Source organism: Herbaspirillum aquaticum (genome assembly GCF_002213425.1).
Taxonomy (GTDB): Bacteria; Pseudomonadota; Gammaproteobacteria; order Burkholderiales; family Burkholderiaceae_D; genus Herbaspirillum; species Herbaspirillum aquaticum.
The window spans coordinates 196,258-219,454 of the sequence record NZ_NJGV01000007.1; the positions used below are offsets into that span (position 1 = coordinate 196,258).

19 protein-coding genes are annotated in these 23,197 nt (G+C 64.1%); 15 read left to right on the forward strand and 4 right to left on the reverse strand.

All coding sequences use genetic code 11. From position 1 onward, the window contains the following. The first annotated feature begins 44 nt into the window (after positions 1 to 44). Complete coding sequence (locus CEJ45_RS09740) at positions 45 to 2,159, forward strand: putative bifunctional diguanylate cyclase/phosphodiesterase (RefSeq protein ID WP_088754935.1); 2,115 nt, start codon at positions 45 to 47, stop codon at positions 2,157 to 2,159. Positions 2,160 to 2,346: 187 nt separating this feature from the next. Here the strand turns inward: CEJ45_RS09740 and CEJ45_RS09745 are convergent, their stop codons facing one another. Genes CEJ45_RS09745 through wrbA form a run of 3 tightly spaced genes read right to left on the reverse strand, consistent with a single transcriptional unit; the run spans position 2,347 to position 4,842 of the window. Further along, entirely contained in the window at positions 2,347 to 3,753 is a 1,407-nt protein-coding gene (locus CEJ45_RS09745; protein WP_088754936.1) for an FAD-binding oxidoreductase, read from the reverse strand. 58 nt (positions 3,754 to 3,811) lie between these two features. Continuing rightward, positions 3,812 to 4,204 carry a DUF2069 domain-containing protein gene (locus CEJ45_RS09750; protein WP_088754937.1) on the reverse strand — a complete coding sequence of 131 codons (393 nt, stop codon included), beginning with the start codon at positions 4,202 to 4,204 and terminating at the stop codon, positions 3,812 to 3,814. After that, positions 4,201 to 4,842, reverse strand: a complete 642-nt coding sequence (gene wrbA, locus CEJ45_RS09755; RefSeq protein ID WP_088754938.1) for an NAD(P)H:quinone oxidoreductase — start codon at positions 4,840 to 4,842, stop codon at positions 4,201 to 4,203. The genes CEJ45_RS09750 and wrbA overlap by 4 nt, the downstream gene beginning before the upstream one ends. A gap of 290 nt (positions 4,843 to 5,132) precedes the next feature. Here wrbA and CEJ45_RS09760 point away from each other — a divergent pair, with 290 nt between their 5' ends. Further along, complete coding sequence (locus CEJ45_RS09760) at positions 5,133 to 6,485, forward strand: YihY family inner membrane protein (protein ID WP_241517317.1); 1,353 nt, start codon at positions 5,133 to 5,135, stop codon at positions 6,483 to 6,485. Between the two features lie 53 nt (positions 6,486 to 6,538). Here the strand turns inward: CEJ45_RS09760 and CEJ45_RS09765 are convergent, their stop codons facing one another. After that, positions 6,539 to 6,859 (reverse strand): Mpo1-like protein, encoded by a 321-nt coding sequence (locus CEJ45_RS09765; protein ID WP_088754940.1) that lies wholly within the window; start codon positions 6,857 to 6,859, stop codon positions 6,539 to 6,541. A 314-nt stretch (positions 6,860 to 7,173) separates the two neighbouring features. Between CEJ45_RS09765 and CEJ45_RS09770 the strand changes: the two genes are divergently transcribed. The 13 genes from CEJ45_RS09770 to trpB all read left to right on the forward strand — a co-directional run bounded on the left by CEJ45_RS09770 (position 7,174) and on the right by trpB (position 23,131). Continuing rightward, positions 7,174 to 7,635, forward strand: a complete 462-nt coding sequence (locus tag CEJ45_RS09770) for a CBS domain-containing protein (protein ID WP_008330875.1) — start codon at positions 7,174 to 7,176, stop codon at positions 7,633 to 7,635. Positions 7,636 to 7,803: 168 nt separating this feature from the next. Beyond that, positions 7,804 to 9,693, forward strand: coding sequence for an MFS transporter (locus CEJ45_RS09775; RefSeq protein WP_088754941.1), 1,890 nt, complete (start codon positions 7,804 to 7,806; stop codon positions 9,691 to 9,693). A 96-nt stretch (positions 9,694 to 9,789) separates the two neighbouring features. Beyond that, entirely contained in the window at positions 9,790 to 10,878 is a 1,089-nt protein-coding gene (gene aroC, locus CEJ45_RS09780; protein WP_088754942.1) for a chorismate synthase, read from the forward strand. 175 nt (positions 10,879 to 11,053) lie between these two features. Then, positions 11,054 to 11,875: a M48 family metallopeptidase gene (locus CEJ45_RS09785; protein ID WP_186450089.1), complete on the forward strand. Its 822-nt coding sequence runs from the start codon at positions 11,054 to 11,056 to the stop codon at positions 11,873 to 11,875. A 232-nt stretch (positions 11,876 to 12,107) separates the two neighbouring features. After that, positions 12,108 to 13,508, forward strand: a complete 1,401-nt coding sequence (leuC, locus tag CEJ45_RS09790; RefSeq protein ID WP_088754944.1) for a 3-isopropylmalate dehydratase large subunit — start codon at positions 12,108 to 12,110, stop codon at positions 13,506 to 13,508. Between the two features lie 36 nt (positions 13,509 to 13,544). Continuing rightward, positions 13,545 to 13,676 carry an entericidin A/B family lipoprotein gene (locus CEJ45_RS09795; protein WP_008330868.1) on the forward strand — a complete coding sequence of 44 codons (132 nt, stop codon included), beginning with the start codon at positions 13,545 to 13,547 and terminating at the stop codon, positions 13,674 to 13,676. A gap of 121 nt (positions 13,677 to 13,797) precedes the next feature. Then, the gene (leuD, locus tag CEJ45_RS09800) at positions 13,798 to 14,445 is read left to right on the forward strand and encodes a 3-isopropylmalate dehydratase small subunit (RefSeq protein ID WP_088754945.1); all 648 of its coding nucleotides are present in this window, start codon (positions 13,798 to 13,800) and stop codon (positions 14,443 to 14,445) included. 93 nt (positions 14,446 to 14,538) lie between these two features. After that, positions 14,539 to 15,609 carry a 3-isopropylmalate dehydrogenase gene (gene leuB / locus CEJ45_RS09805; protein WP_017452965.1) on the forward strand — a complete coding sequence of 357 codons (1,071 nt, stop codon included), beginning with the start codon at positions 14,539 to 14,541 and terminating at the stop codon, positions 15,607 to 15,609. A gap of 121 nt (positions 15,610 to 15,730) precedes the next feature. Further along, on the forward strand, positions 15,731 to 16,843 hold the full coding sequence (asd, locus tag CEJ45_RS09810) for an aspartate-semialdehyde dehydrogenase (RefSeq protein ID WP_088755000.1): 1,113 nt from the start codon (positions 15,731 to 15,733) through the stop codon (positions 16,841 to 16,843). Positions 16,844 to 17,300: 457 nt separating this feature from the next. Then, positions 17,301 to 20,051, forward strand: coding sequence for a motility hub landmark protein FimV (locus CEJ45_RS09815; protein WP_088754946.1), 2,751 nt, complete (start codon positions 17,301 to 17,303; stop codon positions 20,049 to 20,051). A gap of 162 nt (positions 20,052 to 20,213) precedes the next feature. Next, the gene (locus tag CEJ45_RS09820) at positions 20,214 to 21,122 is read left to right on the forward strand and encodes a tRNA pseudouridine synthase A (RefSeq protein WP_088754947.1); all 909 of its coding nucleotides are present in this window, start codon (positions 20,214 to 20,216) and stop codon (positions 21,120 to 21,122) included. A gap of 50 nt (positions 21,123 to 21,172) precedes the next feature. Beyond that, positions 21,173 to 21,841, forward strand: coding sequence for a phosphoribosylanthranilate isomerase (locus tag CEJ45_RS09825; RefSeq protein WP_088754948.1), 669 nt, complete (start codon positions 21,173 to 21,175; stop codon positions 21,839 to 21,841). Between the two features lie 30 nt (positions 21,842 to 21,871). Further along, positions 21,872 to 23,131: a tryptophan synthase subunit beta gene (gene trpB, locus CEJ45_RS09830; RefSeq protein ID WP_088754949.1), complete on the forward strand. Its 1,260-nt coding sequence runs from the start codon at positions 21,872 to 21,874 to the stop codon at positions 23,129 to 23,131. Positions 23,132 to 23,197: the final 66 nt, after the last annotated feature.

The window sequence follows — 23,197 nt, forward strand, 5'->3', positions numbered from 1 at the left end:
CCAGCTCTCTTGCAAGCTTTGCTCATTTAGCCGTCCTTATTGCCATGCTCATTGCCTCCTACGACAAGCTGCTGGTTGTCGTTTCCCTGCTGGTAGCCATTCTTGCGTCCTTCACGGCGCTGGATATGGCCGAGCGCATCAATACCACCAGCCGCCAGCAGTCGCGCGCAGCGCGTTTCTGGCTGACCGGCGGGGCGGTGGCCATGGGGGTGGGCATCTGGTCGATGCACTTCATCGGCATGCTGGCGTTCCGCCTGCCCATTGCGCTGGGCTACGACGTCTGGATCACCTCGCTCTCGCTGCTCATCGCCATGGCCACCTCGGGCTTCGCGCTGTGGATCGTCACGCGCAGCGAATTGCCGCTGCGCCGGCTCTTCGGCAGTGCGTTGCTGATGGGAACCGGTATTGCCGGCATGCATTACACCGGCATGGCGGCCATGCGCATGCAGCCCGGCATTGATTACGACCTGGTGTTGTTCCTGGCCTCGATCCTGATCGCCGTGGCGGCCTCGGCGGCGGCGCTGTGGATCGCCTTCAGCCTGCGCAAGAACACGCCGCACGTGAAAGCCGCACGCGCCGGCGCCTCGGTGGTGATGGGCGTGGCCATCGTCGGCATGCACTACACCGGCATGGCGGCGGCGACCTTTCCCAATGGCTCGGTCTGCCTGTCGGCGCGCGAGGGCGTGGGCACCGGCTGGCTGGCGATCCTGATCATCGTGGTCACGCTGGCGGTGCTGACCATCGCCTTGCTCACTTCCGTGCTGGACGCCCGGCTGGAGTCGCGTACCGCCAAGCTGGCACGGTCGCTGGCCGAAGCCAATGAAGAATTGACCCAGATGGTGCTGCACGACCAGCTCACCAAGCTGCCCAATCGCACCCTGCTGGAGGACCGCCTGACCCAGTCCATCAACAAGGCGTCCCGTCACCGCGGGCATTTCGCGTTGATGTTCATGGACCTGGACGACTTCAAGGCCATCAATGACTCGCTGGGCCATCATGTCGGCGACCGCCTGCTGGTGGAGGTCGCGCAGCGCCTGCTCGGGGCCATGCGGGCGCACGACACGGTGGCGCGCCTGGGGGGGGACGAATTCGTGATCCTGGTCGACCTGGTCGCACCGGAAGACGCCATGCCGGTGGCCGAGAAACTGGTGGAGGTGGTCAACCAGCCGTTCCGCCTGGCCGGGCAGGAGTTGCGCGTCTCGGCCAGCGTCGGTATCGCCATCTATCCGGAAGACGGGGCCACGCGCCATGACCTGGTCATCAATGCCGACGCCGCCATGTATCACACCAAGCGCGCCGGCCGCAACGGCTACAACTTCTTCGAGCCGTCCATGAATGCCAATGCCCATCAGCAGCTGCAGTGGCTGCAGGACCTGCGGGTGGCCCTTGAGCGCAATCAGTTCCGGCTGGTGTATCAGCCCAAGTTCAGCTTCTCGGACGACACGGTGCTGGGAGCGGAGGCGCTGCTGCGCTGGCAGCATCCGCAGCGCGGGCTGGTGGGACCGGATGAATTCATCGGCCTGGCCGAGCGATCCGGCCTGATCATCCCCATCGGTGCCTGGGTGCTGGAGGAGGCCTGCCGCCAGATGCATGAGTGGCTCAGCCTGGGCTATGCCCACTGGAAGATCGCGGTCAATCTCTCGCCGGTACAGTTTGCCGATCCGCACTTGCTGGATGTGGTGCGTGCTGCGCTGGAGAAACACCAGCTGCCGCCGTCCTGCCTGACCCTGGAGGTCACCGAGTCGACCGCCATGAGCAACACCGAGCAGAGCCTCGCGACGTTGCAGCAGATCGCCGACCTGGGCGTGGAGATTTCCATCGACGATTTCGGTACCGGCTACTCCAGCCTGCTGTACCTCAAGCGCCTGCCGGCCAATGAATTGAAGATCGACCGCGGTTTCGTGCGGGACTTGAGCGAGGGTACCGAGGATGCCGCCATCGTCTCGGCCATCGTGGCCCTGGGCCGCACGCTGAACCTGCGCATCGTGGCCGAAGGGGTGGAGACCGAGGGCCAGCAGCAGTTCCTGCACGCGGTGGGGTGCGATGCCCTGCAGGGCTATCTGATGGGGCGGCCGATGGCGCCGGACCTGTTCCTGCAGACCATGCGCGAGCAGCCGGATGGGAAGGCGCCGTCCGCGCAGCACAAAACGGCGGCCTGAATCCACAAATTGGCCGTGGCATCGCCTGCTATTCCTTGGATTGGAGCAGCGCGCTTGATGCAAAGATCACGACATAGGGAAACGCGAGCAAGACCAGCGTTTCAGGCAGGCTCCTGAGGGGGAGGTTGGGGCGGACGGCTCGGTTCACCGTCCGTCCCTTTTTGTTGAATCGCGCTTCAAACCGGCGTCACAGCACCTTGCCCGGATTCATCAGTTGCTGCGGGTCCAGTGCCTGCTTGATGGCGCGCATCAGACGCAATTCCACCGGCGACTTGTAGCGCAGGATCTCTTCGCGCTTGAGTGCGCCCAATCCATGCTCGGCCGAGATCGATCCGCCGAAGCGGTCCACACTGTCATGCACCACGCGGTTAATGTCGCCCTGGCGCGCCAGGAAATCGGCATCGGCCACGCCCACCGGGGGCGAGACGTTGTAGTGCAGGTTGCCATCGCCCAGGTGGCCGAAACTGACCATGCGGCAACCCGGTGCGGCCTGCTGCACCAGGCTATCGGTCACTTCCATGAATTCGGCGATGCGCGAGATCGGCACCGAGATGTCGTGCTTGATGTTCTTGCCCTCGTGCGCCTGCGCCATCGAGATGCTTTCACGCAGTCGCCACAGTGCCCTGGACTGGGCCAGCGAGGCGGCGATGACGGCGTCTTGCGCCAGCCCCTGTTCCAGCGCCTGGCCGATGAGGGTTTCGAAGATCGTGCGGGCGTGGTCTTCGGATTCGTTGTCCGACAGTTCCAGCAGCACGTATTGCGGATGGGCGTGGGCGAAGGGCAGGCGCTGGTCGGGGAAGTGCTTGCAGACCAGTTGCAGGCAGAAATCCGACATCAGCTCGAAACCGGTCAAGGCCGAACCACAGCGCGCTTGCGCCTGCTGCAGCAGCTGCAGCGCCTGGGCCGGGGTCTGCAGCGCCACCAGTGCGGTCAGTTGCGCGCGCGGCTGCGGGAAGAGTTTGACGACCGCCGCAGTGATGATGCCCAGCGTGCCCTCGGCCCCGATGAAGAGGTCGCGCAGGTCATAGCCGGTATTGTCCTTGCGCAAGCCCTTGAGGCTGCTAATGATCTCGCCTTCGGCCGTCACCACTTCCAACCCCAGGCACAGCTCGCGCGTATTGCCATAGCGCAGCACGCCGGTGCCGCCGGCATTGGTGGAGAGATTGCCGCCGATGGTGCAGCTGCCTTCGGCCGCCAGCGAAAGGGGGAACAGGCGTTCCACTGCGGCCGCCTGCTCCTGCAGGTGCTGCAGCACGCAGCCGGCTTCCACCGTCATCGTATTGTTGACCGGGTCAACCGCGCGGATGCGGTTGAGGCGCCGCAGCGAGAGCACCACGGCATTGCCCTGCTGGTCGGGCACGCTGCCCAGCACCAGGCCGGTATTGCCGCCTTGCGGCACCAGCGGGATGGCATGGCGCGCGCACAGTTGCACCAGCGTGGCCACTTCGGCGGCATCGGCCGGGCGCAATACAGCCAGGGCGCGGCCGGTGTAGCGACCACGCTGGTCGGTCAGGTAGCCGGCGGTGTCGGCGGCATCGGTGAGGACATGGGCGGCGCCAATGGCGGCGCGGCAGGCAGCGAGGAAGTCGGTCATGAAAGTGAAACGCGCCACGTGCAGTGGCGCGCCCGGTCGGGATGGGGACGATGAGTGATTACTGGGAGGCCTTCTGGATCGCCTGGCGGGCGATTTCCTTGGCGGCCTTCTTGAAGGGATGCAGGTAGGAGAGCGCGCAGACGAAGTACAGCGTGGTCAGCGCCACTTCCACCCAGGCCAGCAGCACCGAGGCATGCACGCTATCGCTGGTGGCGCGCACCAGGCCCTCGGCCAGGTAGGCCAGGATCAGCATGGAGGACCATTGCAGCGTATAGACATCGCGCTTCAACACCCCGCGCAGGGGTAGCAGCAGCGGTACCACTTTCAACACCATCCACGAACCGCCCGGTCGCAGTGGCGCCAGCACCAGTTCCCACGCCAGGCAGAGCAGGATCAGGGCGATCAGGCTGGAACTGGCTCCGAGGTGGAAGTAGCGCGCACTGCTGTTCATGATGGTCTCCGTAATTTGATGGCGTTTTCTGCCAGCCGTTTGCCCAGCGCGATGGCCAGCGTACGCGAGTCGTCCGACAGCGGCTGGTTGCCGTTGACGCCCGCCCAGTGGCTGGCGCCATAAGGCGTACCGCCGCTGGAGGTGTTCATCAGTTCGGGATGCGAATACGGCAGGCCCACGATGAGCATGCCGTGGTGCAGCAGCGGCAGCATCATGCTCAGGAGCGTCGATTCCTGGCCGCCATGCAGGCTGCCGGTGGAAGTGAAGACGCAGGCCGGCTTGCCCGCCAGGGCGCCGGAGAGCCACTGCGGCGAGGTGCCGTCCCAGAAATATTTCATGGCCGCTGCCATGTTGCCAAAGCGCGTGGGCGAACCCAGGGCCAGGCCGTCGCACTCGGCCAGGTCGCTGGCTTCCACATAGGGGGCGCCGGAGCTTGGCACGTCCGGTTCCACGGCTTCGGTGACGGTGGAGACCGCCGGCACCGTGCGCAGGCGCGCATCGCAGCCGGGTACGCTTTCCACGCCCTGGGCGATCAGTTCGGCCAGCTTGCGGGTGGCGCCGTGGCGCGAATAGTAGAGCACCAGGAGGGTGGCGTTGGAGGAAGTCTGCACGGAAGTTGCGGTCGAAGAGGTCGTCATGTGACTTATTATATTTCCGTTTTTTTGCTCCCAGACAGCAGGAAAAGCTGGTGAGGCCCCGCTTTTTCTTCATCTGCCCCAAGAGGATGCAGAAACTTTGGGTCTGTCGGGCAGTTTTACGGGATTTTGCCGCCCGCTTGGGCGATAATCGCCAAACTTGCCGTCCGGCGCCTTGCAGGCACACCTGCTGCGCGGCGGCCTGATTCAACCCCGATGGGACGATGCATCCCGGGATGCGCGTCTCTGATGAAGTCGAACGGATGTCTTCTTTGCGTTTTTCCTTGTCCCATATGCGTGGTCTGACCCGTGAGCAGTTCAGCGACCTGTTGCGCTTCGCCGCCCGGCGACTGCGCGAGGACCGCCTGCCGCAAGTGGCCGGCAGCCTGACCTTCACCACCATCCTCTCGCTGGTGCCGATGCTGACCATCGCGCTGGCGCTGTTTACGGCCTTCCCGCTGTTCTCGACCTTCCGCGCCTCGCTGGAAGCCTACTTCGTCGAGAACCTCATGCCCAAGGGCGTGGCCAACACCATCCTGGGCTACCTCAACCAGTTCGCCGCCAAGTCGGCGCGCATCTCGGCCGTGGGCGGGGTGCTCTTGATCCTGACCTCGGTGCTGACCATGTCCACCATCGAGAGCGTGTTCAACCAGATCTGGCGCGTCAAGAAGTCCCGCCCGCTGGTGCAGCGGGTGCTGGTGTACTGGGCCATCATCACGCTGGGTCCGCTCTTGATCGGGGTTTCCATCAGCGTGACCTCGTACCTCTCCACCGCCACCGGCGGCGCCGTCAAGAGCCTGCCGTGGCTGGGCGCGAGCTTCTACACGCTGGTTTCCCTGATGCTTTCCACGCTGGCCTATACGCTGCTCTACAGCACCGTACCCAACCAGACCGTCGACTGGCGCGATGCGGCCGCCGGCGGCCTGCTGGCCGGCATCGGGCTGGAAATCGCCAAGCGGCTCTTCGCGGCCTACATCCTGCAATTCCCGACCTACACCATGGTCTATGGCACGGTGGCGGTGCTGCCGATCTTCCTGGTGTGGATCTACATGATGTGGATGATCACGCTCTTCGGCGCGCTGTTGACAGCAGCATTGCCAGTGGTGCGCTATGAGCGCTGGTGGCACGTGCCTTCGCCGGGCGCGGAATTCATCGATGCGGTCAAGGTCCTGAAATTCCTGCACGCGGCGCGCGTGGGCGTGGAGTCGGCCGTGGTGAGCATGGACGAGGTACGGCGCGCCACCAAGCTGGGCCTGGGAGAACTGCAGCAATTGCTGTCACGCATGAGCGAAGAGGGCTGGGTGGCCTCGGTCAAGCCCGATGCGGGCAGCCGCAGCCGGCGCGGCTGGAACCGCCGCATCACCGATGACATGGATCGCTGGGCCCTGGTGGCCAATCCCGACACCATCCAGCTGGCACGGGTGTATCGCCTGTTCGTGTTCGACCCGGCGGTATTGGCCCAGGCCGGGGAGGAAGAAGCGCTGGTGGCGCGGGTCGAGGATGCCATCAACGCCGAGCTGGCACAGTCGCTGGCGCAGTATTGCCAGGCCGGGCGGGTGGCCGGGGAAGAAGTCGCGGCCACCGTGGCCGCCATGCCGCACGCTGCCGTGCCGCTGGAGGCGCGCCGGCGCCTGTGGGAACGCTGAGCCGCCACCGACGTGGCCCGGCTCAGGCGGTTTCAGACCCGATATGAAGGTTTCTAAAACGAGACCTGTCCCGTGAGCATTTGCCAGTACATCACCCAATCGCCCATGAAGGAATAGAGCGGATGGCGGAAGGTGGCCGGCTGGTTCTTCTCCACCATGAAATGCCCGGCCCAGGCAAATCCGTAGCCGCAGAACAGGGCCACGGCCAGCCACCACCACTGGTGCGTGATCAGCAGCAGCAACAGGCTCAACAATGCCAGCGTCGACCCGAGGAAGTGCAGCTGCCGGTTGACCCGGTGCGCGTGCTCGCTCAGGTAGGTCGGATAGAACTCGCTGAAACTGGCGTAATGCCGTTCGGGCAGGGTAGCGGCCATGGTCTTCTCCGGAGAGTCCTGACCTCTTCAGGGTAGTCAGCGCAGCGCTTCTTTGCAATCCTTGTGCTGAAGCAAGCTTCATCTAGCAAACGCAAATTCTGCATGGAAATACTGCGCAGCAGCGTCTTTGCGGGTTGCCCAAATGTCGCCCTTGCCCGTACCATGTGTTTTCTTTCCTGCAAAGGAGGCGTGGAGGAGGCATCCAGAGCGGCTGCGGTCAGGATCAGTTATCCTGTTGCCCCCATGAATTGGATTTTCCCGGCGTCATCGCCTACAGTCAAAACAGCTTCATATAACCAAACCAGGACGACATCATGAAAGTCTCTGAAATCCTCAAGGTCAAAGGCAACATCCTCTTCACCGTCACGCCGGATACCCCGATTCAGGAGGCCGTGGCCGCCATGGCCGAGAAAGACATCGGCTCGCTGGTCGTCATGGAATACGGCGACCTGGTCGGCATGCTGACCTTCCGTGAAGTGCTGCTGACGCTGCACAAGAACGGTGGCGAGCTGGGCGGCTCGACCGTGCGCAAGCACATGAACGATGCGCCCATCACCGTCACCCCGGATACCGACCTCAACGAAGTGCGCCGCATCATGCTGGAAAAGCACGCGCGCTACGTGCCGGTGATGGAAGCCCGTACCGTGCTGGGCGTGATGTCCTTCTACGACGTGGCCAAGGCGGTGCTGGATGCGCAGGGCTTCGAGAACAAGATGCTCAAGGCCTACATCCGCGACTGGCCGGCCGAGGAAGAAGAGCGCGAAGGCAATAGCTGACGCTTGGCCTGTTCAAACTGGTCCGCCTGCCGGGTGCAGGCGGCGTTGTCATGACCGTTCCTGCTGGAGCGGTTTTTTATTGCCCGATTTTTCTTGCCCTTTGGTATTGTTGCCAATCCTGACCCGTGCAGCGTAGGCTGCGCGCTTGCTCCCTCAACCTGACTGCCCATGCAAAAGAACAGCCAGTTCAAGCTCTTCTCCCAACGGCGCTTCGCTCCCTTCTTCTGGACCCAGTTCCTCGGCGCCCTCAACGACAACGTGTTCAAGACGGCGCTGCTGACCATCCTCACCTATGACGCCCTGTCGTGGACGGACATGGATCCGGGCCTGCTCAACAACCTCATTCCGGGTTTGTTCATCCTGCCGTTTTTCCTGTTCTCGGCCACCTCCGGCCAACTGGCCGACAAGCTGGAAAAGGGCAGGGTGGCGCGTTTCGTGAAGCTGCTGGAAATCGCCATCATGGGCATCGCCGCCTATGGCTGGATGACCCATCACCTGTGGCTGCTGATCGCCGCCGTGATCGGCATGGGCATCCATTCCACCCTGTTCGGACCGGTGAAATACGCCTACCTGCCGCAGCAGTTGAAGCGCGAGGAACTGGTCGGCGGCAATGGCCTGATCGAGATGGGCACCTTCGTCGGCATCCTGCTGGGGGAAATCCTGGGGGCGGTGCTGGTGGTGCACAAGCCCTGGGGCTTGCACCTGGTGGCCGGCATCACCATCGGCATCGCCGTGCTGGGCTGGCTGGCCAGCCTGCGCATTCCGCTCTCGCCGGCCCCGGTGCCGGAGCTGAAGGTGAACTGGAATCCCTTCACCGAGACCGTGCGCAACCTCGGCTATTCGCGCCGCAACCGGCCGGTGTTCCTGTCGCTCCTGGGCAATTCCTGGTTCTGGTTCTATGGCGCCATCATGCTGGCGCAATTCCCCGTCTACGCGAAGAACTACCTGCATGGCGATCACAGCGTCTTTGTGCTGCTGCTGGCGGTGTTCTCGGTCGGCATCGGTGCCGGTTCGCTGCTGTGCGAACGGCTCTCCGGGCACAAGGTGGAAATCGGGCTGGTGCCCTTCGGTTCGATCGGTTTGTCGGTGTTCGGGCTGGAGCTGTATTTCGCCAGCCAGGCCTATGTCACACCGTCGGCCATGCTGGACCTGGGCGGCTTCCTGGCGCAGGGCGGCAGCTGGCGCATCCTGTTCGATTGCCTGGGCATCGGCCTGTTCGGCGGCTTGTACATCGTGCCGCTGTTCGCGCTCATCCAGACCCGCTGCGACCCGGCCCATGTCTCGCGCACCATTGCCGGGATGAACATCATGAATGCGCTCTTCATGGTGGTCTCGGCCCTGGTGGCCATGGTCTTGCTCAAGGCCGGGCTGACGATCCCGCAGATTTTCCTGGCCACGGCCATCATGAATGGCGTGGTGGCGGTCTACATCTTCTCGCTGGTGCCGGAGTTCCTGATCCGCTTCCTGGCCTGGATCCTGATCCATACCTTCTATCGGGTGCGCATCATCAACGGCCAGGCCATTCCTGAGGAGGGACCGGCTGTGCTGGTGTGCAATCACGTCAGCTACCTGGATGCGATTGCCATCATGGCCGCCAGCCCGCGCCCGGTGCGCTTCGTGATGGATCACCAGATTTTCAGGATTCCGGTGATGTCCTGGCTGTTCCGCAATGTGCGGGCCATCCCGATTGCGCCGGTCAAGGAAGACCCGTGGCTGACCGAAAAGGCCTTCGTCGATATCGCCCAGGCCCTGCACGAGGGGGAACTGGTGTGCATCTCCCCGGAGGGCAAGTTGACCCGCGATGGCGAGATCAACCCCTTCAAGGGCGGCGTGCAGAAGATCATCGACCGCAGCCCGGTGCCGGTCTTGCCCATGGCCCTGCGCGGGCTGTGGGGCAGCCTGTTCTCGCGCGACCCCAGCAATCCGGTGGCGCGCACCTTCAAGCGCGGGCTGTTCTCGCGCCTGGAACTGGCGGTGGGCGAGCCGATCGCGCCCGCAGCGGTCAGCCCGGAGGGCCTGCAGGAGCAGGTCAGGGCGCTGCGCGGCGACTGGAAATAAGCCGGCCGGGGCGAGCGCGCCGTCCGGCGCGGCTCGTCGGCGGCCGCCGAGGCTGGTAGAATCGCGGTTTCCCCCAATTTTTGCGCGAATTCCATCATGTCCGGCAATACCTTCGGCACGCTCTTCACCGTCACCACCTTCGGCGAATCCCACGGCCCGGCCATCGGCTGCGTGATCGATGGCTGCCCCCCGGGCATGACGCTCTCCGAAGCCGACATCCAGCCCGAACTGGACCGCCGCCGTCCCGGCACCTCGCGCCACGTGACCCAGCGCCAGGAGCCGGATACGGTGGAGATCCTCTCCGGCGTCTACGAAGGCAAGACCACCGGCACCCCGATTGCGCTCTTGATCCGCAACCAGGACCAGCGCAGCAAGGATTACGGCAACATCCTCGATACCTTCCGCCCCGGCCATGCCGACTACACCTACTGGCACAAGTACGGCATCCGCGACCCGCGCGGTGGCGGCCGTTCCTCCGCGCGCCTGACGGCCCCCGTAGTGGGTGCGGCGGCCATCGCCAAGAAGTGGCTGTTCGAGAAATACGGCACCACCTTCAAGGGCTGCATGAGCCAGCTGGGCGAGATCGCCATTCCCTTTGAATCCTGGGAACACGTCCCCAACAATCCCTTCTTCGCAGCCAACGCCAGCATCATCGGGCGCCTGGAAGAGTACATGGATGCCCTGCGCAAGGACGGCGACTCCATCGGCGCGCGCATCGACGTGGTGGCGCAGAACGTCCCGGTGGGTTTGGGCGAGCCGCTCTATGACAAGCTCGATGCCGAGATCGCCTATGCGCTCATGGGCATCAATGCGGTCAAGGGCGTGGAGATCGGTGCCGGTTTCCGCTCGGTGGCGCAGAAGGGTTCCGAGCACGGTGACGCGCTGACCCCGGAAGGCTTCGTCGGCAACAACGCCGGCGGCATCCTGGGCGGCATCTCGACCGGGCAGGACATCACGGCTTCCATTGCCATCAAGCCGACCTCCAGCATCCGCACGCCGCGCCCGTCCATCGACAAGAACGGCCAGCCGATCTCGGTGGAAACCTTCGGCCGCCACGATCCCTGCGTGGGCATTCGCGCCACCCCCATTGCCGAAGCCATGCTGGCCCTTGTGCTGATGGATCACGCCCTGCGTCATCGCGCACAATGCGGCGATGTGAAGGTTGAGACGCCAGCCTTGCGCTGAGCGGTCGGCAAGCCCTGCCAGCAAGCCGGCCATCGCGCATGCGGTCGCCGGTTTTTTCTTGCCTGAAACAATTTGCAAAGAGCCGGGTCGAAGCGGCTCACGGCTGACTGGCGGCAGCAAGCACGCCAGCAGACCGGACCCGAGATCAATATCAATTACTCAAATGGAGGCGGGCATGGTGCTCAACCCTATCATCAAGAACAGTCTGCTGGCCGCAGCCCTGGTGGGCCTGGTGGCTTGCGAAACCGTCCAGACCACCCAAGGCGGCGCCGTCGGCATCGACCGCAAGCAGCAGATGCTGGTGTCTTCGGCCGAGATGGAAGCGTCTTCCGCCAAGGAATACGCCCAGGTGCTGGCCGAGGCCAAGAGCAAAGGCCTGCTCAATCGCAATGCCGCCCAGGCGCAGCGCGTGCGGGCCATCGCCAATCGCCTGATCCCGCAGACCGGCGTATTCCGTCCGGATGCGCTGAAGTGGAACTGGGAAGTCAACGTGCTGAGTTCTGATGAGACCAATGCCTGGTGCATGCCCGGTGGCAAGATTGCGGTCTATACCGGCCTGATCGACAAGCTCAAGATCACCGACGATGAACTGGCCGCCGTGATGGGCCACGAGATTGCCCACGCCCTGCGTGAGCACGCCCGCGAGCGCGCTTCGCAGCAGGTGGTGGCCAATTCGGCCATCTCCATCGGTGCGGCGCTGCTGGGCCTGGGCGACGTGGGCAAGCAGGGCGGCCAATACCTGTACATGGGCCTGATGGGCTTGCCCAATTCGCGCGCCAATGAAACTGAAGCCGACCGCATCGGCGTGGAACTGGCGGCGCGTGGCGGCTATGACCCCAAGGCCGCCGTCACCCTGTGGCAGAAGATGGCCAGCCTGGGCGGTGACGAGCCGATGAAGTTCATGTCCACCCACCCCTCCAGCAGCGAGCGCATCGCCGACCTGACGGTCTACGCCCAGCGCGTTGAACCGCTTTACCAGCAGACCCGCAAGCGCTGATTCCAGCAAGTTCAGAAAGAGCAAGCCGGCATTTCTTCCGCCACGGAAGAAATGCCGGCTTTTTCATGCGCGCCGCACGTCCTGCGCTTTTTCTGCTGCCTTGCAGCATTATTCTCTGTTGTTGCAACGCGGCGGAAAACACGGCGGGGAGGTCAGACCTGTCGCTTTATGGCATAATCAAAAGCTATTTTTCCCGTTCAGCACCCCTTTCTCGTTTCCGCCGGACCGCAACATGCTCAAGACGCTCTACGACAAACTCTGGGAGTCGCACGTCGTTCATACGGAAGATGACGGTACCGCCATCCTGTATATCGACCGCCACCTGCTCCATGAAGTGACCAGCCCGCAAGCCTTCGAAGGCCTCAAGCTAGCCGGTCGCCAACCCTGGCGGAACTCGGCCAACCTGATGGTGGCGGACCACAACGTCCCCACCACCGACCGCGCCCAAGGCATCGCCGACCCGATCTCGCGCCTGCAGGTCGAAACGCTGGACGGCAATGCAAAAGAATTCAGCCTGACGTACTTCGGCATGAACGACAAGCGTCAAGGCATCGTGCACGTGATCGGCCCTGAGCAGGGCGCCACGCTGCCGGGCATGACGGTGGTCTGCGGCGATTCGCACACCTCCACCCACGGCGCGTTTGCCGCGCTGGCCCATGGCATCGGCACCTCCGAAGTCGAACACGTGCTGGCCACGCAGACCCTGCTGGCGCGCAAGTCCAAGGCCATGCTGGTGCAGGTCGACGGTGCGCTGCCGGCTGGCGTTACCGCCAAGGACATCGTGCTGGCCGTGATCGGCAAGATCGGTACCGCCGGCGGTACCGGCTACGCCATCGAATTCGCTGGCTCGACGATCCGCTCGCTGTCCATGGAAGGCCGCATGACGGTCTGCAACATGGCCATCGAAGCAGGCGCCCGCGCCGGCATGGTGGCTTTCGACGACGTCACCCTGGAATACCTGAAGGGCCGTCCCTTCTCGCCCTCCGGCCCGCACTGGGAGCGCGCCGTGTCGTATTGGCGCACCCTGCATTCGGACCAGGGCGCCAAGTTCGACCTGGTCGTGACCCTGAACGCCGCCGAGATCAAGCCGCAGGTCACCTGGGGCACCTCGCCCGAGATGGTGGTGTCGATCGACGCCCGCGTCCCCGATCCCGACAAGGAAAAGGACCCGACCAAGCGCGACGGCATGGAAAAGGCCCTGGCCTACATGGCCCTGAAGCCCAATACCCCCATCGAAGACATCCGCATCGACAAGGTCTTCATCGGTTCCTGTACCAATTCCCGCATCGAAGACCTGCGCGAAGCGGCCAAGGTGGTGCGTGGCAAGTTCCGCGCCTCCAACGTCAAGCTGGCGATGGTGGTGCCGGGTTCGGGGCTGGTCAAGGAACAGGCCGAACGTGAAGGCCTGGACAAGATCTTCCGCGATGCCGGTTTCGAATGGCGTGAACCGGGCTGCTCCATGTGCCTGGCCATGAACGCCGACCGCCTGGAACCGGGCGAGCGCTGCGCCTCGACCTCGAACCGCAACTTCGAGGGCCGCCAGGGTGCCGGTGGCCGTACTCACCTGGTGAGCCCGGCCATGGCGGCGGCAGCCGGTATCGCCGGTCACTTCGTGGATGTGCGTTCGCTGTAAGCGCTTGCTTGTGAATCTTTTCGAGAGAAAACAACCATGAAAAAAATCTCCGCTCTGGTTCTGCTGGCCGTCACCCTGGGTGCACTGGCCGGTTGCAATACCGTCAATGGTTTCGGCAAGGATGTCGAAAAGGTCGGCGAGAAGATGCAGGACGCCAGCAAGAAATAAGCAGAAATTAGCAGGATCAGACAGTGCAAGGCTGCGGCCAGCGTGCCGCAGCTTCAGTTTTTGAACAGGAAACAGGAAGGGTAGGGCAGAGCAATCGCCCCGCCGACCCGAGGTCAAGCTCATGAATAAATTTATCGTGCATGAAGGACTGGTGGCGCCGCTCGATCGCGCCAACGTCGATACCGATGCGATCATCCCCAAGCAGTTCCTGAAGTCGATCAAGCGCAGCGGCTTCGGCCCCAACCTGTTCGACGAATGGCGTTACCTGGACCATGGCGAGCCGGGCATGGACAACAGCAAGCGTTCGCTCAATCCCGATTTCGTGCTCAACCAGGAGCGCTACCAGGGTTCGTCCATCCTGCTGTCGCGCAAGAACTTCGGCTGCGGCTCCTCGCGCGAACACGCGCCGTGGGCGCTGGACCAGTACGGCTTCCGTGCCGTGATCGCGCCTAGCTTCGCCGACATCTTCTTCAACAACTGCTACAAGAACGGGCTGCTGCCCATCGTCCTGACTGAACAACAGGTCGATCACCTGTTCAATGAGGTCAAAGCCTTCCCGGGTTATCGCCTGGTCATCGACCTGGAAAAGCAGGTCGTCAGCACCACCAATGGCAGCGAAGTCTATCCGTTCGACATCAGCGAATTCCGCAAGTACTGCCTGCTGAACGGTTTCGACGACATTGGCCTGACCCTACGCAAAGCCGACACCATTCGTGCCTACGAAGAGAAACACCTGCACGAACAGCCCTGGCTGAGCAACACGATCTGAAGAGGATCGTCGAGACAACAGCTAAGGGCGGTCAGATGGCCGCCCTTGTCGTTACTATTCCAAGAACGCTGGAAACACTGAGAAAGAGAAGCCATGAAGATTGCTATCCTGCCGGGTGACGGCATCGGTCCCGAGATCGTCGATGAAGCCGTCCGCGTGCTCAACGCCCTGGACGAGAAGTTCGAAATGGAAACCGCCCCGGTCGGCGGCGCCGGCTATGAGGCCCACGGCCACCCGCTGCCGGACGGCACCCTGAAGCTGGCCAAGGAAGCTGATGCCATCCTCTTCGGTGCCGTGGGCGACTGGAAGTACGACAAGCTGGAGCGCGCCCTGCGCCCCGAGCAAGCCATCCTGGGCCTGCGCAAGCACCTGCAGCTGTTCGCCAACTTCCGTCCGGCGATCTGCTATCCGGAACTGACCGGTGCTTCTTCGCTGAAGCCTGAGCTGGTGGCCAACCTGGATATCCTGATCGTGCGCGAACTGAACGGCGACATCTATTTCGGCCAGCCGCGCGGCATGCGCGAGGCGCCGGACGGTCCTTTCAAGGGGGCGCGTGAAGGATTTGATACCATGCGCTATTCGGAACCGGAAATCCGCCGCATCGCCCACGTCGCCTTCCAGGCCGCCGCCAAGCGCGGCAAGCGCCTGTGCAGCGTGGACAAGGCCAACGTGCTGGAAACCTTCCAGTTCTGGAAAGACATCGTCACCGAAGTCGGCAAGGAGTACCCGGACGTCGAGCTGTCGCACATGTACGTGGACAACGCCGCCATGCAGCTGGTGAAGGCGCCGAAGAACTTCGACGTCATCGTCACCGGCAACATGTTCGGCGACATCCTCTCGGACGCGGCGGCCATGCTGACCGGTTCGATCGGCATGCTGCCCTCGGCCTCGCTGGATGCCAACAACAAGGGCCTGTATGAACCTTCGCACGGTTCGGCCCCTGACATCGCCGGCAAGGGTATCGCCAATCCGCTGGCGACCATCCTGTCGGCGGCGATGATGCTGCGCTTCTCCTTGAACCGTGCCGAGCAGGCCGACCGCATCGAGAACGCCGTGAAGAAAGTGCTTGCGCAAGGTCTGCGCACCGCCGATATTTATGAAGAAGGCTGCACCAAGGTCAACACCCAGCAGATGGGTGAAGCCGTGGTCAAGGCCCTCGCCTGAGATCAACGTCGCCTGGCCGTGCCCCAAATGGTGCGGCCGGGTGCTTGAAATGCCGGATGGTCCGGCGCAATTGTGTTCAATCTGATTTGTTCACCATGGAAGTTCTAAATAGGGAAAGATGATGAAACTGGTTGGTTTGGTTGGCTGGCGTGGAATGGTGGGTTCGGTCCTGATGCAACGCATGCAGGACGAAGGTGATTTCGATCACATCGAACCGGTGTTTTTCTCGACTTCGAATGCGGGCGGCAAGGCGCCGTCGTTTGCCAAAACGGCAACGACCCTGAAAGACGCCAACAGCATTGAAGAGCTGAAAAAATGCGACATCATCATCACCGCACAGGGCGGCGACTACACCAATGAGATCTTCCCCAAGCTGCGCGCCGCTGGCTGGGATGGCTACTGGATCGACGCCGCTTCCTCGCTGCGGATGAAGGATGATGCCGTGATCGTGCTCGATCCGGTGAACAACAACGTCATCAAGGATGCGCTGGCCAAGGGTGTGAAGAACTACATCGGCGGCAACTGCACCAACTCCATCCTGTTGATGGGCGTGGGCGGCCTGTTCAAGGAAGGCCTGGTCGAGTGGGTCAGCTCCATGACCTACCAGGCCGCTTCCGGCGGCGGCGCCAACCACATGCGCGAGCTGCTGAAGGGCATGGGCGTCATCAACGCGGCCGTGGCCGACGAGCTGGCAACCCCGTCCTCGGCCATCCTGGACATCGACCGCAAGGTCGCCAAGACCATCCGTGAAGACGTGCCGACCGAATTCTTCGGCGCGCCCCTGGCCGGCGGCCTGATCCCCTGGATCGACGCCCAGCTGGAAAACGGCCAGTCCAAGGAAGAGTGGAAGGGCCAGGCGGAAGTCAACAAGATCCTGGGCAACGAGCAGATCATCCCGGTGGACGGCCTGTGCGTGCGTATCGGCGCGATGCGCTGCCACAGCCTGGCGCTGACCATCAAGTTGAAGCGCGACCTGCCCCTGGCCGAGATCGAGTCCATCATCCGTGCCGGCAACCAGTGGGTGAAGTGGGTGCCCAATGACCGTGCCATCACGGTCAAGGAACTGACCCCGGCGTCCATCACCGGCGGCCTGGAAATCGGTGTGGGCCGTGTGCGCAAGCTCAACCAGGGTCCGGAATACATCTCCGCCTTCGTCATCGGCGACCAGCTGCTGTGGGGCGCGGCCGAACCGCTGCGCCGCATGCTGCGCATCATCCTGGGCAACCTGGAGTGATGCCGCAGGCCGGGAGCGATCCCGGCCAGCAGGCCGCAGGCGATGCTGCAATGCGAATAAGGCTTGCCTTTCGCGTTGTCAGTCTGCAACAATAGCCCGCCAGCTTCCACCCCTGTGGAAGCTGGCGGGTTTTTCTCATCTTGAGAAAGTAAGTACACTTGCGGGTGTAAGTTCTTGATGATAAGTTGAAAAGCCAATCTATTTCATGAAAGCCAACAAGTGGCAGCGCTCTCGTTGAGCGCCTGCTGGATTTGATGAAATGGATCTGCTCCGGTCCGCTGGCCTGCAAGAAGAGGCGCGATAACAGCAAGCCAGTACCGGAGTGGCGCGGGCCGGCTCCAGAGGCCGCGCGGCACTTGCCCCATTCACGGAGTTGTACGGCATTCCCGGGCCAGCACCGGGTCCAAGGCCAGCGTGACGGGTTTGAAGCGGAACGTTTCTCTAAGCCAAACAAAACATGCCTGTAAATACCAACAAGAAGCTTGCCCGATCCCAGATGAAGACCCTGAGCGCCGCCCTTGCGCTGGCCATGGCCTTGCCGCTGGGGGCGCAAGCCGCCGCCCTGGGCAAGCTGACCGTGCTGTCGGCACTGGGACAGCCGCTGCGGGCCGAAATCGAGGTGACCTCGGTCGCCGCAGCCGAAGCAGGCAAGCTGACGGCACGCCTGGCGCCGGCCGAGGCTTTCCGCCGCGCCAACATGGACTACAACCCGGTCCTGAGCTCCTTGTCCATCGTGCTGGAACAGCGCCAGGGGCGTCATTTCATCCGCATCAGTTCTTCCCAGCCGGTCAGCGATCCCTTCGTCGACCTGCTGCTGGAACTGGGCTCCGGCGAATCGCGCCAGTTGCGTGAATACACCTTCCTGCTCGACCCGCCGGACAGCAAGACCCCGCGTAATGCCCAGGTCGCGCCGCTGACGCCGGGCAATGCGCCGGCAGCGGCTGCCAGCGCTGCGCCTGCCGCGCCTGCTGCGGCTGCTGCGGCTGCTGCACCCGCACCGGCTGCGCCGGAAACGGCTGCGGCGTCTGCGGCGGCACCGGCCGCCGCACAGGCGGCTCCCGCGGCTCCGGCGACGCCAGCGGCTCCGGCGGCTGAACCCGCGGCGCCTGCCGCGCAGGCCGCACCGGCAGCCGCGGCTGCCCCCAGCGCCCCGATTCCGGTCAGCGGCGAAGAGCCTGCCACCAGCATCGTGCAGCGTGCGGCCCCTTCCGCACTGGCCGAAGAATTGATCCGCCGCCAGCAAGCCGCTCCTGAAAACACCCCGGCCTCGGCCAGCCCGGAGGCCATGGCCGCCGCCCCGGCCGCACCCGCCGCCTCGGGCAGCGGTTCGGCACCGGCAGCCCCGGCGGCGGCCCCGGCCGCTGGCAAGAGCGGTGATTACCGCGTCAAGCAGGGTGACACCCTGGCCGGTATCGCCGCCCGCAACCAGCAAGCCAATGTTTCGCTGGACCAGATGCTGATCGCGCTTTACCGCGCCAATCCGGATGCTTTCCAGGGCAACAACATCAATCGCCTGCGCGCCGGCAAGATCCTGGCGATCCCGGATCAGCCAACCGCTGCGGCGGTTGACCGTGACGAAGCACGCGGCATGGTGGTGGCGCAAGCCCAGGACTTCAACGCCTATCGCAACAAGCTGGCCGGCCAGGTGGCCAACGCGCCTGCCGGCAAGGCTGGCAGCAACCGCCAGAGCGGCGGTGGCAAGATCACCGCGCGGGTGGAGGAGCGCTCCGGCACCCAGGATGCGCGTGATCGCCTGGAGCTGTCGCGCGCCAGCAAGACCCGTGGCAAGACCGGCAATGCCGGCGCTGCGGCCGAAGACAAGGCGGCCAGCGAGCGCGCCCTGGCCGAAGCCAATGACCGCGTCAAGGACCTGGAAAAGAACGTCGACAATCTCCAGAAACTGCTGGAGCTGAAGAACAAGACCATCGCCGACCTGACCGCCCAGCAACAGAAGGAGGCCGAGGCCGCCAAGCCGGCAGCAGCGCCTGCCATGGCGGCGGCTGCCGCCGACAAGCCGGCCGAGGGTGGCGAGACCAAGCCGGAGGACAAGCCCGCGCCTGCTGCCGCACCGGCCCCCGTGGCTGCACCGGCCACCCCGGCTGCGGCCCCGGCCGCACCGGCGGACAAAGCCGCCAAGTCCGGCGGTTTCATGGACAAGGTCAAGGAGAATCCCTACATTCTCGCCGGAGCAGGTCTCCTGGTGGCCCTGCTGGCTGCCGGTGGTGGCGTGCTGGCCATGCGCCGCCGCAAGAAGAAGTCCGAGGACGGACCGGCTGAACCTGCCATCGAGCCTGAGCCTGCCCCTTCCCCCGAGCCTGTCGTCGCCGCCGCCGTCCCGGTGGCCGAGCCTGAACCCGAGCCCGAGCCCGAAGCCGAACCGGCGGTGGAGCCCGTGGCGGCACCGGCCGAAGCGGCCGTGGTGGAGGAGGCCCCGGTCGATCCGATCGCCGAGGCTGACATGTACATCGCCTACGGCCGTGACGAACAGGCCGAGGACATCCTCAAGCTGGCCTTGCAGGCCCAGCCCGAGCGCCAGGCCCTGCATGCCAAGCTGCTGGAGATCTACGCCAAGCGCGGCGACGTCGACAATTTCAACCGCGTGGCGTTGAACCTGCATGCCCTCAGCGGCGGCCTCAACGAGACCTGGGTCAAGGCCGCAGCGCTGGGCCTCTCCATCGATCCGACCAATCCGCTCTATGGCGGTACGCCTGCCGAGCCGGAGCCTGAGCCTGAAGAAGCCCCGGGCATGGAATTCGACCTGTCCGATTTCAAGGCCGCCGAGGTGCAGCCGGACGCCAACCCGGCGCCGGCAGCCGCGATGGATCTGGGCAAGGACATCGACTTCGACCTGGATCTGGAAAACGGCGCCAAGCCGGATGCGGACGAGCCCATCCTGCCGGCTTCCAGCGGCGCGGCTTCGGCCTCGATGCTGCTGGACAGTCTTGACGATGCGCCGGCTGCCACGACCCTGGCCGACCTGGACCTGAGCCTGCCGGAAGACACCCCGGCCCCGTCGGCGGCGAACATCCTGGAAGAGGACGAGGAATCGGCCTTCGAGCAGGAGATGACCACCAAGCTGGACCTGGCCGCCGCCTATGAAGAAATCGGCGACAAGGAAGGCGCCCGCGAATTGCTGGAAGAGGTGATGCGCGGCGGCAACGACGCCCAGGTGGCGCGCGCCAAGGCCATGATCGCCGCCCTCGGCTGATCCCGGCCTAGGGAGCGATTACAATAGCTTCATCTCGCGGGCAGCTCGCATGAGCTGCCCGTTCGTTTTTATCGTGCCGCCAGACCGTGGTGTGCGGGCTGTATGAAGCTTTCTGCAGGCTCGCGCAGGACCCCGGCCGTTGGCGACAAGCAGTGAATATCCATGACAGAACTTTCTTCCCCGTCCCAGGGGCTGCGCCGCGTGGTGCTGGGCGTGCAATATGACGGCGCCAGCTGGCAGGGCTGGCAGACCCAGCCGCACCGCCAGACCGTGCAGGACCAGCTGGAAGCGGCCCTGCAGCGCTTCAGCACGACGCCGATTGCCACCACCTGCGCTGGCCGCACCGATTCGGGCGTCCATGCGCTGGAGCAGGTGGTGCATTTCGATACGGCCATTGCCCGCGACAGCTTTTCCTGGGTGCGTGGCACCAATGCGTTTTTACCGCCCACGATCGCGGTGCGTTGGGCCTGCGAACTGCCGTGGGTCGATGATGCGGCCATTGCCGGTGCCAGTGCCGCCGCCCAGGCGGCCGAGTTGCACGGGGCCGAGCGGGAAGGGGCCGAGAGCCTGGCGCAGTTCGGTTTCCATGCGCGTTTTTCGGCCATCGCCCGGACCTATCACTACGTGCTCTACAACCACGCGGTGCGCTCGCCGCTGCTGGCCGGCAAAGCTGGCTGGACCTTCCGCCCGCTGGACGCGGACCGCATGCACCAGGCCGCGCAACACCTGATCGGTGAACATGACTTCACCAGCTTTCGCGCCGTGGAATGCCAGGCCAAGTCTCCGGTACGCAAGATGGAGAGCATCGCCGTGCGCCGCCACGGCGACATGGTCGTCTTCACCCTCAAGGCCAATGCCTTCCTGCACCACATGGTGCGCAACATCGTCGGTTCCTTGATCGTGGTCGGCAGCGGCAAGCAGGGGCCGGAATGGATGGGGGAGGTGCTGGCCCTGCGCGACCGCAGCCGCGCCGCGCCGACCTTCATGCCTGACGGCCTGTACCTGGCGCGGGTCGACTATCCGGATAGCTGGGCGCTGCCGCAGGAGGCGCGTTCCTGGCCCTGGCTGTAAGTGCGTCAGCAGGCTGACCAGTCGAAGTATTCACCCATGAGGCAATCTCCATGAGCTTTCGTACCCGCATCAAGATCTGTGGCCTGACCCGTGAAGAGGATGTCCGTGCCACCGTGGCCGCTGGCGCCGATGCGCTGGGCCTGGTGTTCTATCCCAAGAGCCCGCGCTACGTGACGCCGCATCGTGCCGGCGAGCTGGCCCGTGCGGTGCCGCCCTTCGTGAGCATCGTCGGCCTGTTCGTCAATCCGACCCTGGAAGAGGTGCAGCAGGTGCTGGCCGAGGCCCCCCTGACGGTGCTGCAGTTCCATGGCGACGAAACGCCCGAGCAGTGCGCCGCCATCGCCCGTGCTGTTGTCAGACCCTTCATGCGCGCGGCCAGAATAGGAAGTTCGACGCAGCCCGCGGATTTGTTAGAATACGAGCAGGCATATCGCTCCGCCAGTCCGTTTTTCACCGGACTGCTGCTCGACACCCTGGTCGAGGAGTATGGCGGCAGCGGAAAGGTTTTCGATTGGTCTCTCATTCCAAAAGAACTCGCGCCTCGGGCCGTTTTGAGTGGTGGCTTGAGCGTACACAACGTCACTGAGGCGGTGGCAGGCGTTCGCCCGTACGCGGTCGACATCAGCAGTGGCGTCGAAGCCGCCAAGGGCATCAAGGATGCCGCCAGGATAGAGGCCTTCATCCAGGCCGTGCGTCTGGCCGATGCTACCCCCGTGTAGCGCACCCCCAAAGAGTTTCAGAGGAACACCATGAAAGAATTGAATCCCCTCGGCGGTTTCGCCGAGCGTCAAGCCATTCCCGCCGCCGCCCTGCACCAGACGGCCCATTACAACCTGCCCGACGCCCGTGGCCACTTCGGTCCCTACGGCGGCAGCTTCGTCTCCGAGACGCTGACCCTGGCCTTGAACGAGCTGCGCGACGCTTATGCGAAATATCAGCACGATGAGCAGTTCCTGGCCGAATTCCACACCGAACTGAAGCATTTCGTCGGCCGCCCCAGCCCCGTGTATCACGCCAAGCGCTGGTCCGAGATCGCCGGCGGCGCGCAGATCTACTTCAAGCGGGAAGACCTGAACCACACCGGCGCCCACAAGATCAACAACGTGATCGGCCAGGCCTTGCTGGCCAAGCGCATGGGCAAGAAGCGCATCATCGCCGAGACCGGGGCCGGCCAGCACGGTGTGGCGACCGCCACCATCTGTGCGCGCTTCGGCATGGAATGCATCGTCTACATGGGCAGCGAAGACGTGAAGCGCCAGCTGCAGAACGTCTACCGCATGAACCTGCTGGGCGCCAAGGTGGTGCCGGTGGAATCCGGTTCCAAGACCTTGAAGGATGCGCTCAATGAAGCCATGCGCGACTGGGTCACCAACGTCGAGACCACTTTCTACATCATCGGTACCGTCGCCGGTCCGCACCCCTATCCGATGATGGTGCGCGACTTCCAGTCGGTGATCGGCAACGAGTGCATCCAGCAGATGCCGGAAATCGCCTCGCGCCAGCCGGACTACGTGGTGGCTTGCGTCGGTGGCGGTTCCAACGCCATGGGCATCTTCTATCCCTACATCGACTATCCGGACGTCAAGCTGGTCGGCGTGGAAGCGGCAGGCGATGGCCTGGAGACCGGCCGCCACTCGGCCTCGCTGACGCTGGGCTCGCCCGGTGTGCTGCACGGCAACCGTACCTACCTGCTGCAGGATGCCAACGGCCAGATCATCGAGACCCATTCGGTCTCGGCCGGCCTGGATTATCCGGGCGTGGGTCCGGAACACGCCTGGCTCAAGGACAGCGCCCGCGCCAGCTATGCCTGCATCACCGATGCCGAAGCGCTGGAAGCCTTCCACAACTGCTGCCGCATCGAAGGCATCATCCCGGCGCTGGAGTCCAGCCATGCCCTGGCCCATGCGGCCAAGCTGGCGGCCACCTTGCCCAAGGATCAGATCGTCCTGGTCAACCTGTCCGGCCGTGGAGACAAGGACATGCATACCGTGCAACAGCACCAGGCCTGACCCCAGGCCGGCGCGCACGTGCCGGCCGGTCCTGCGGGGCCGGCCGGTGGTTTCGACAAAACAATT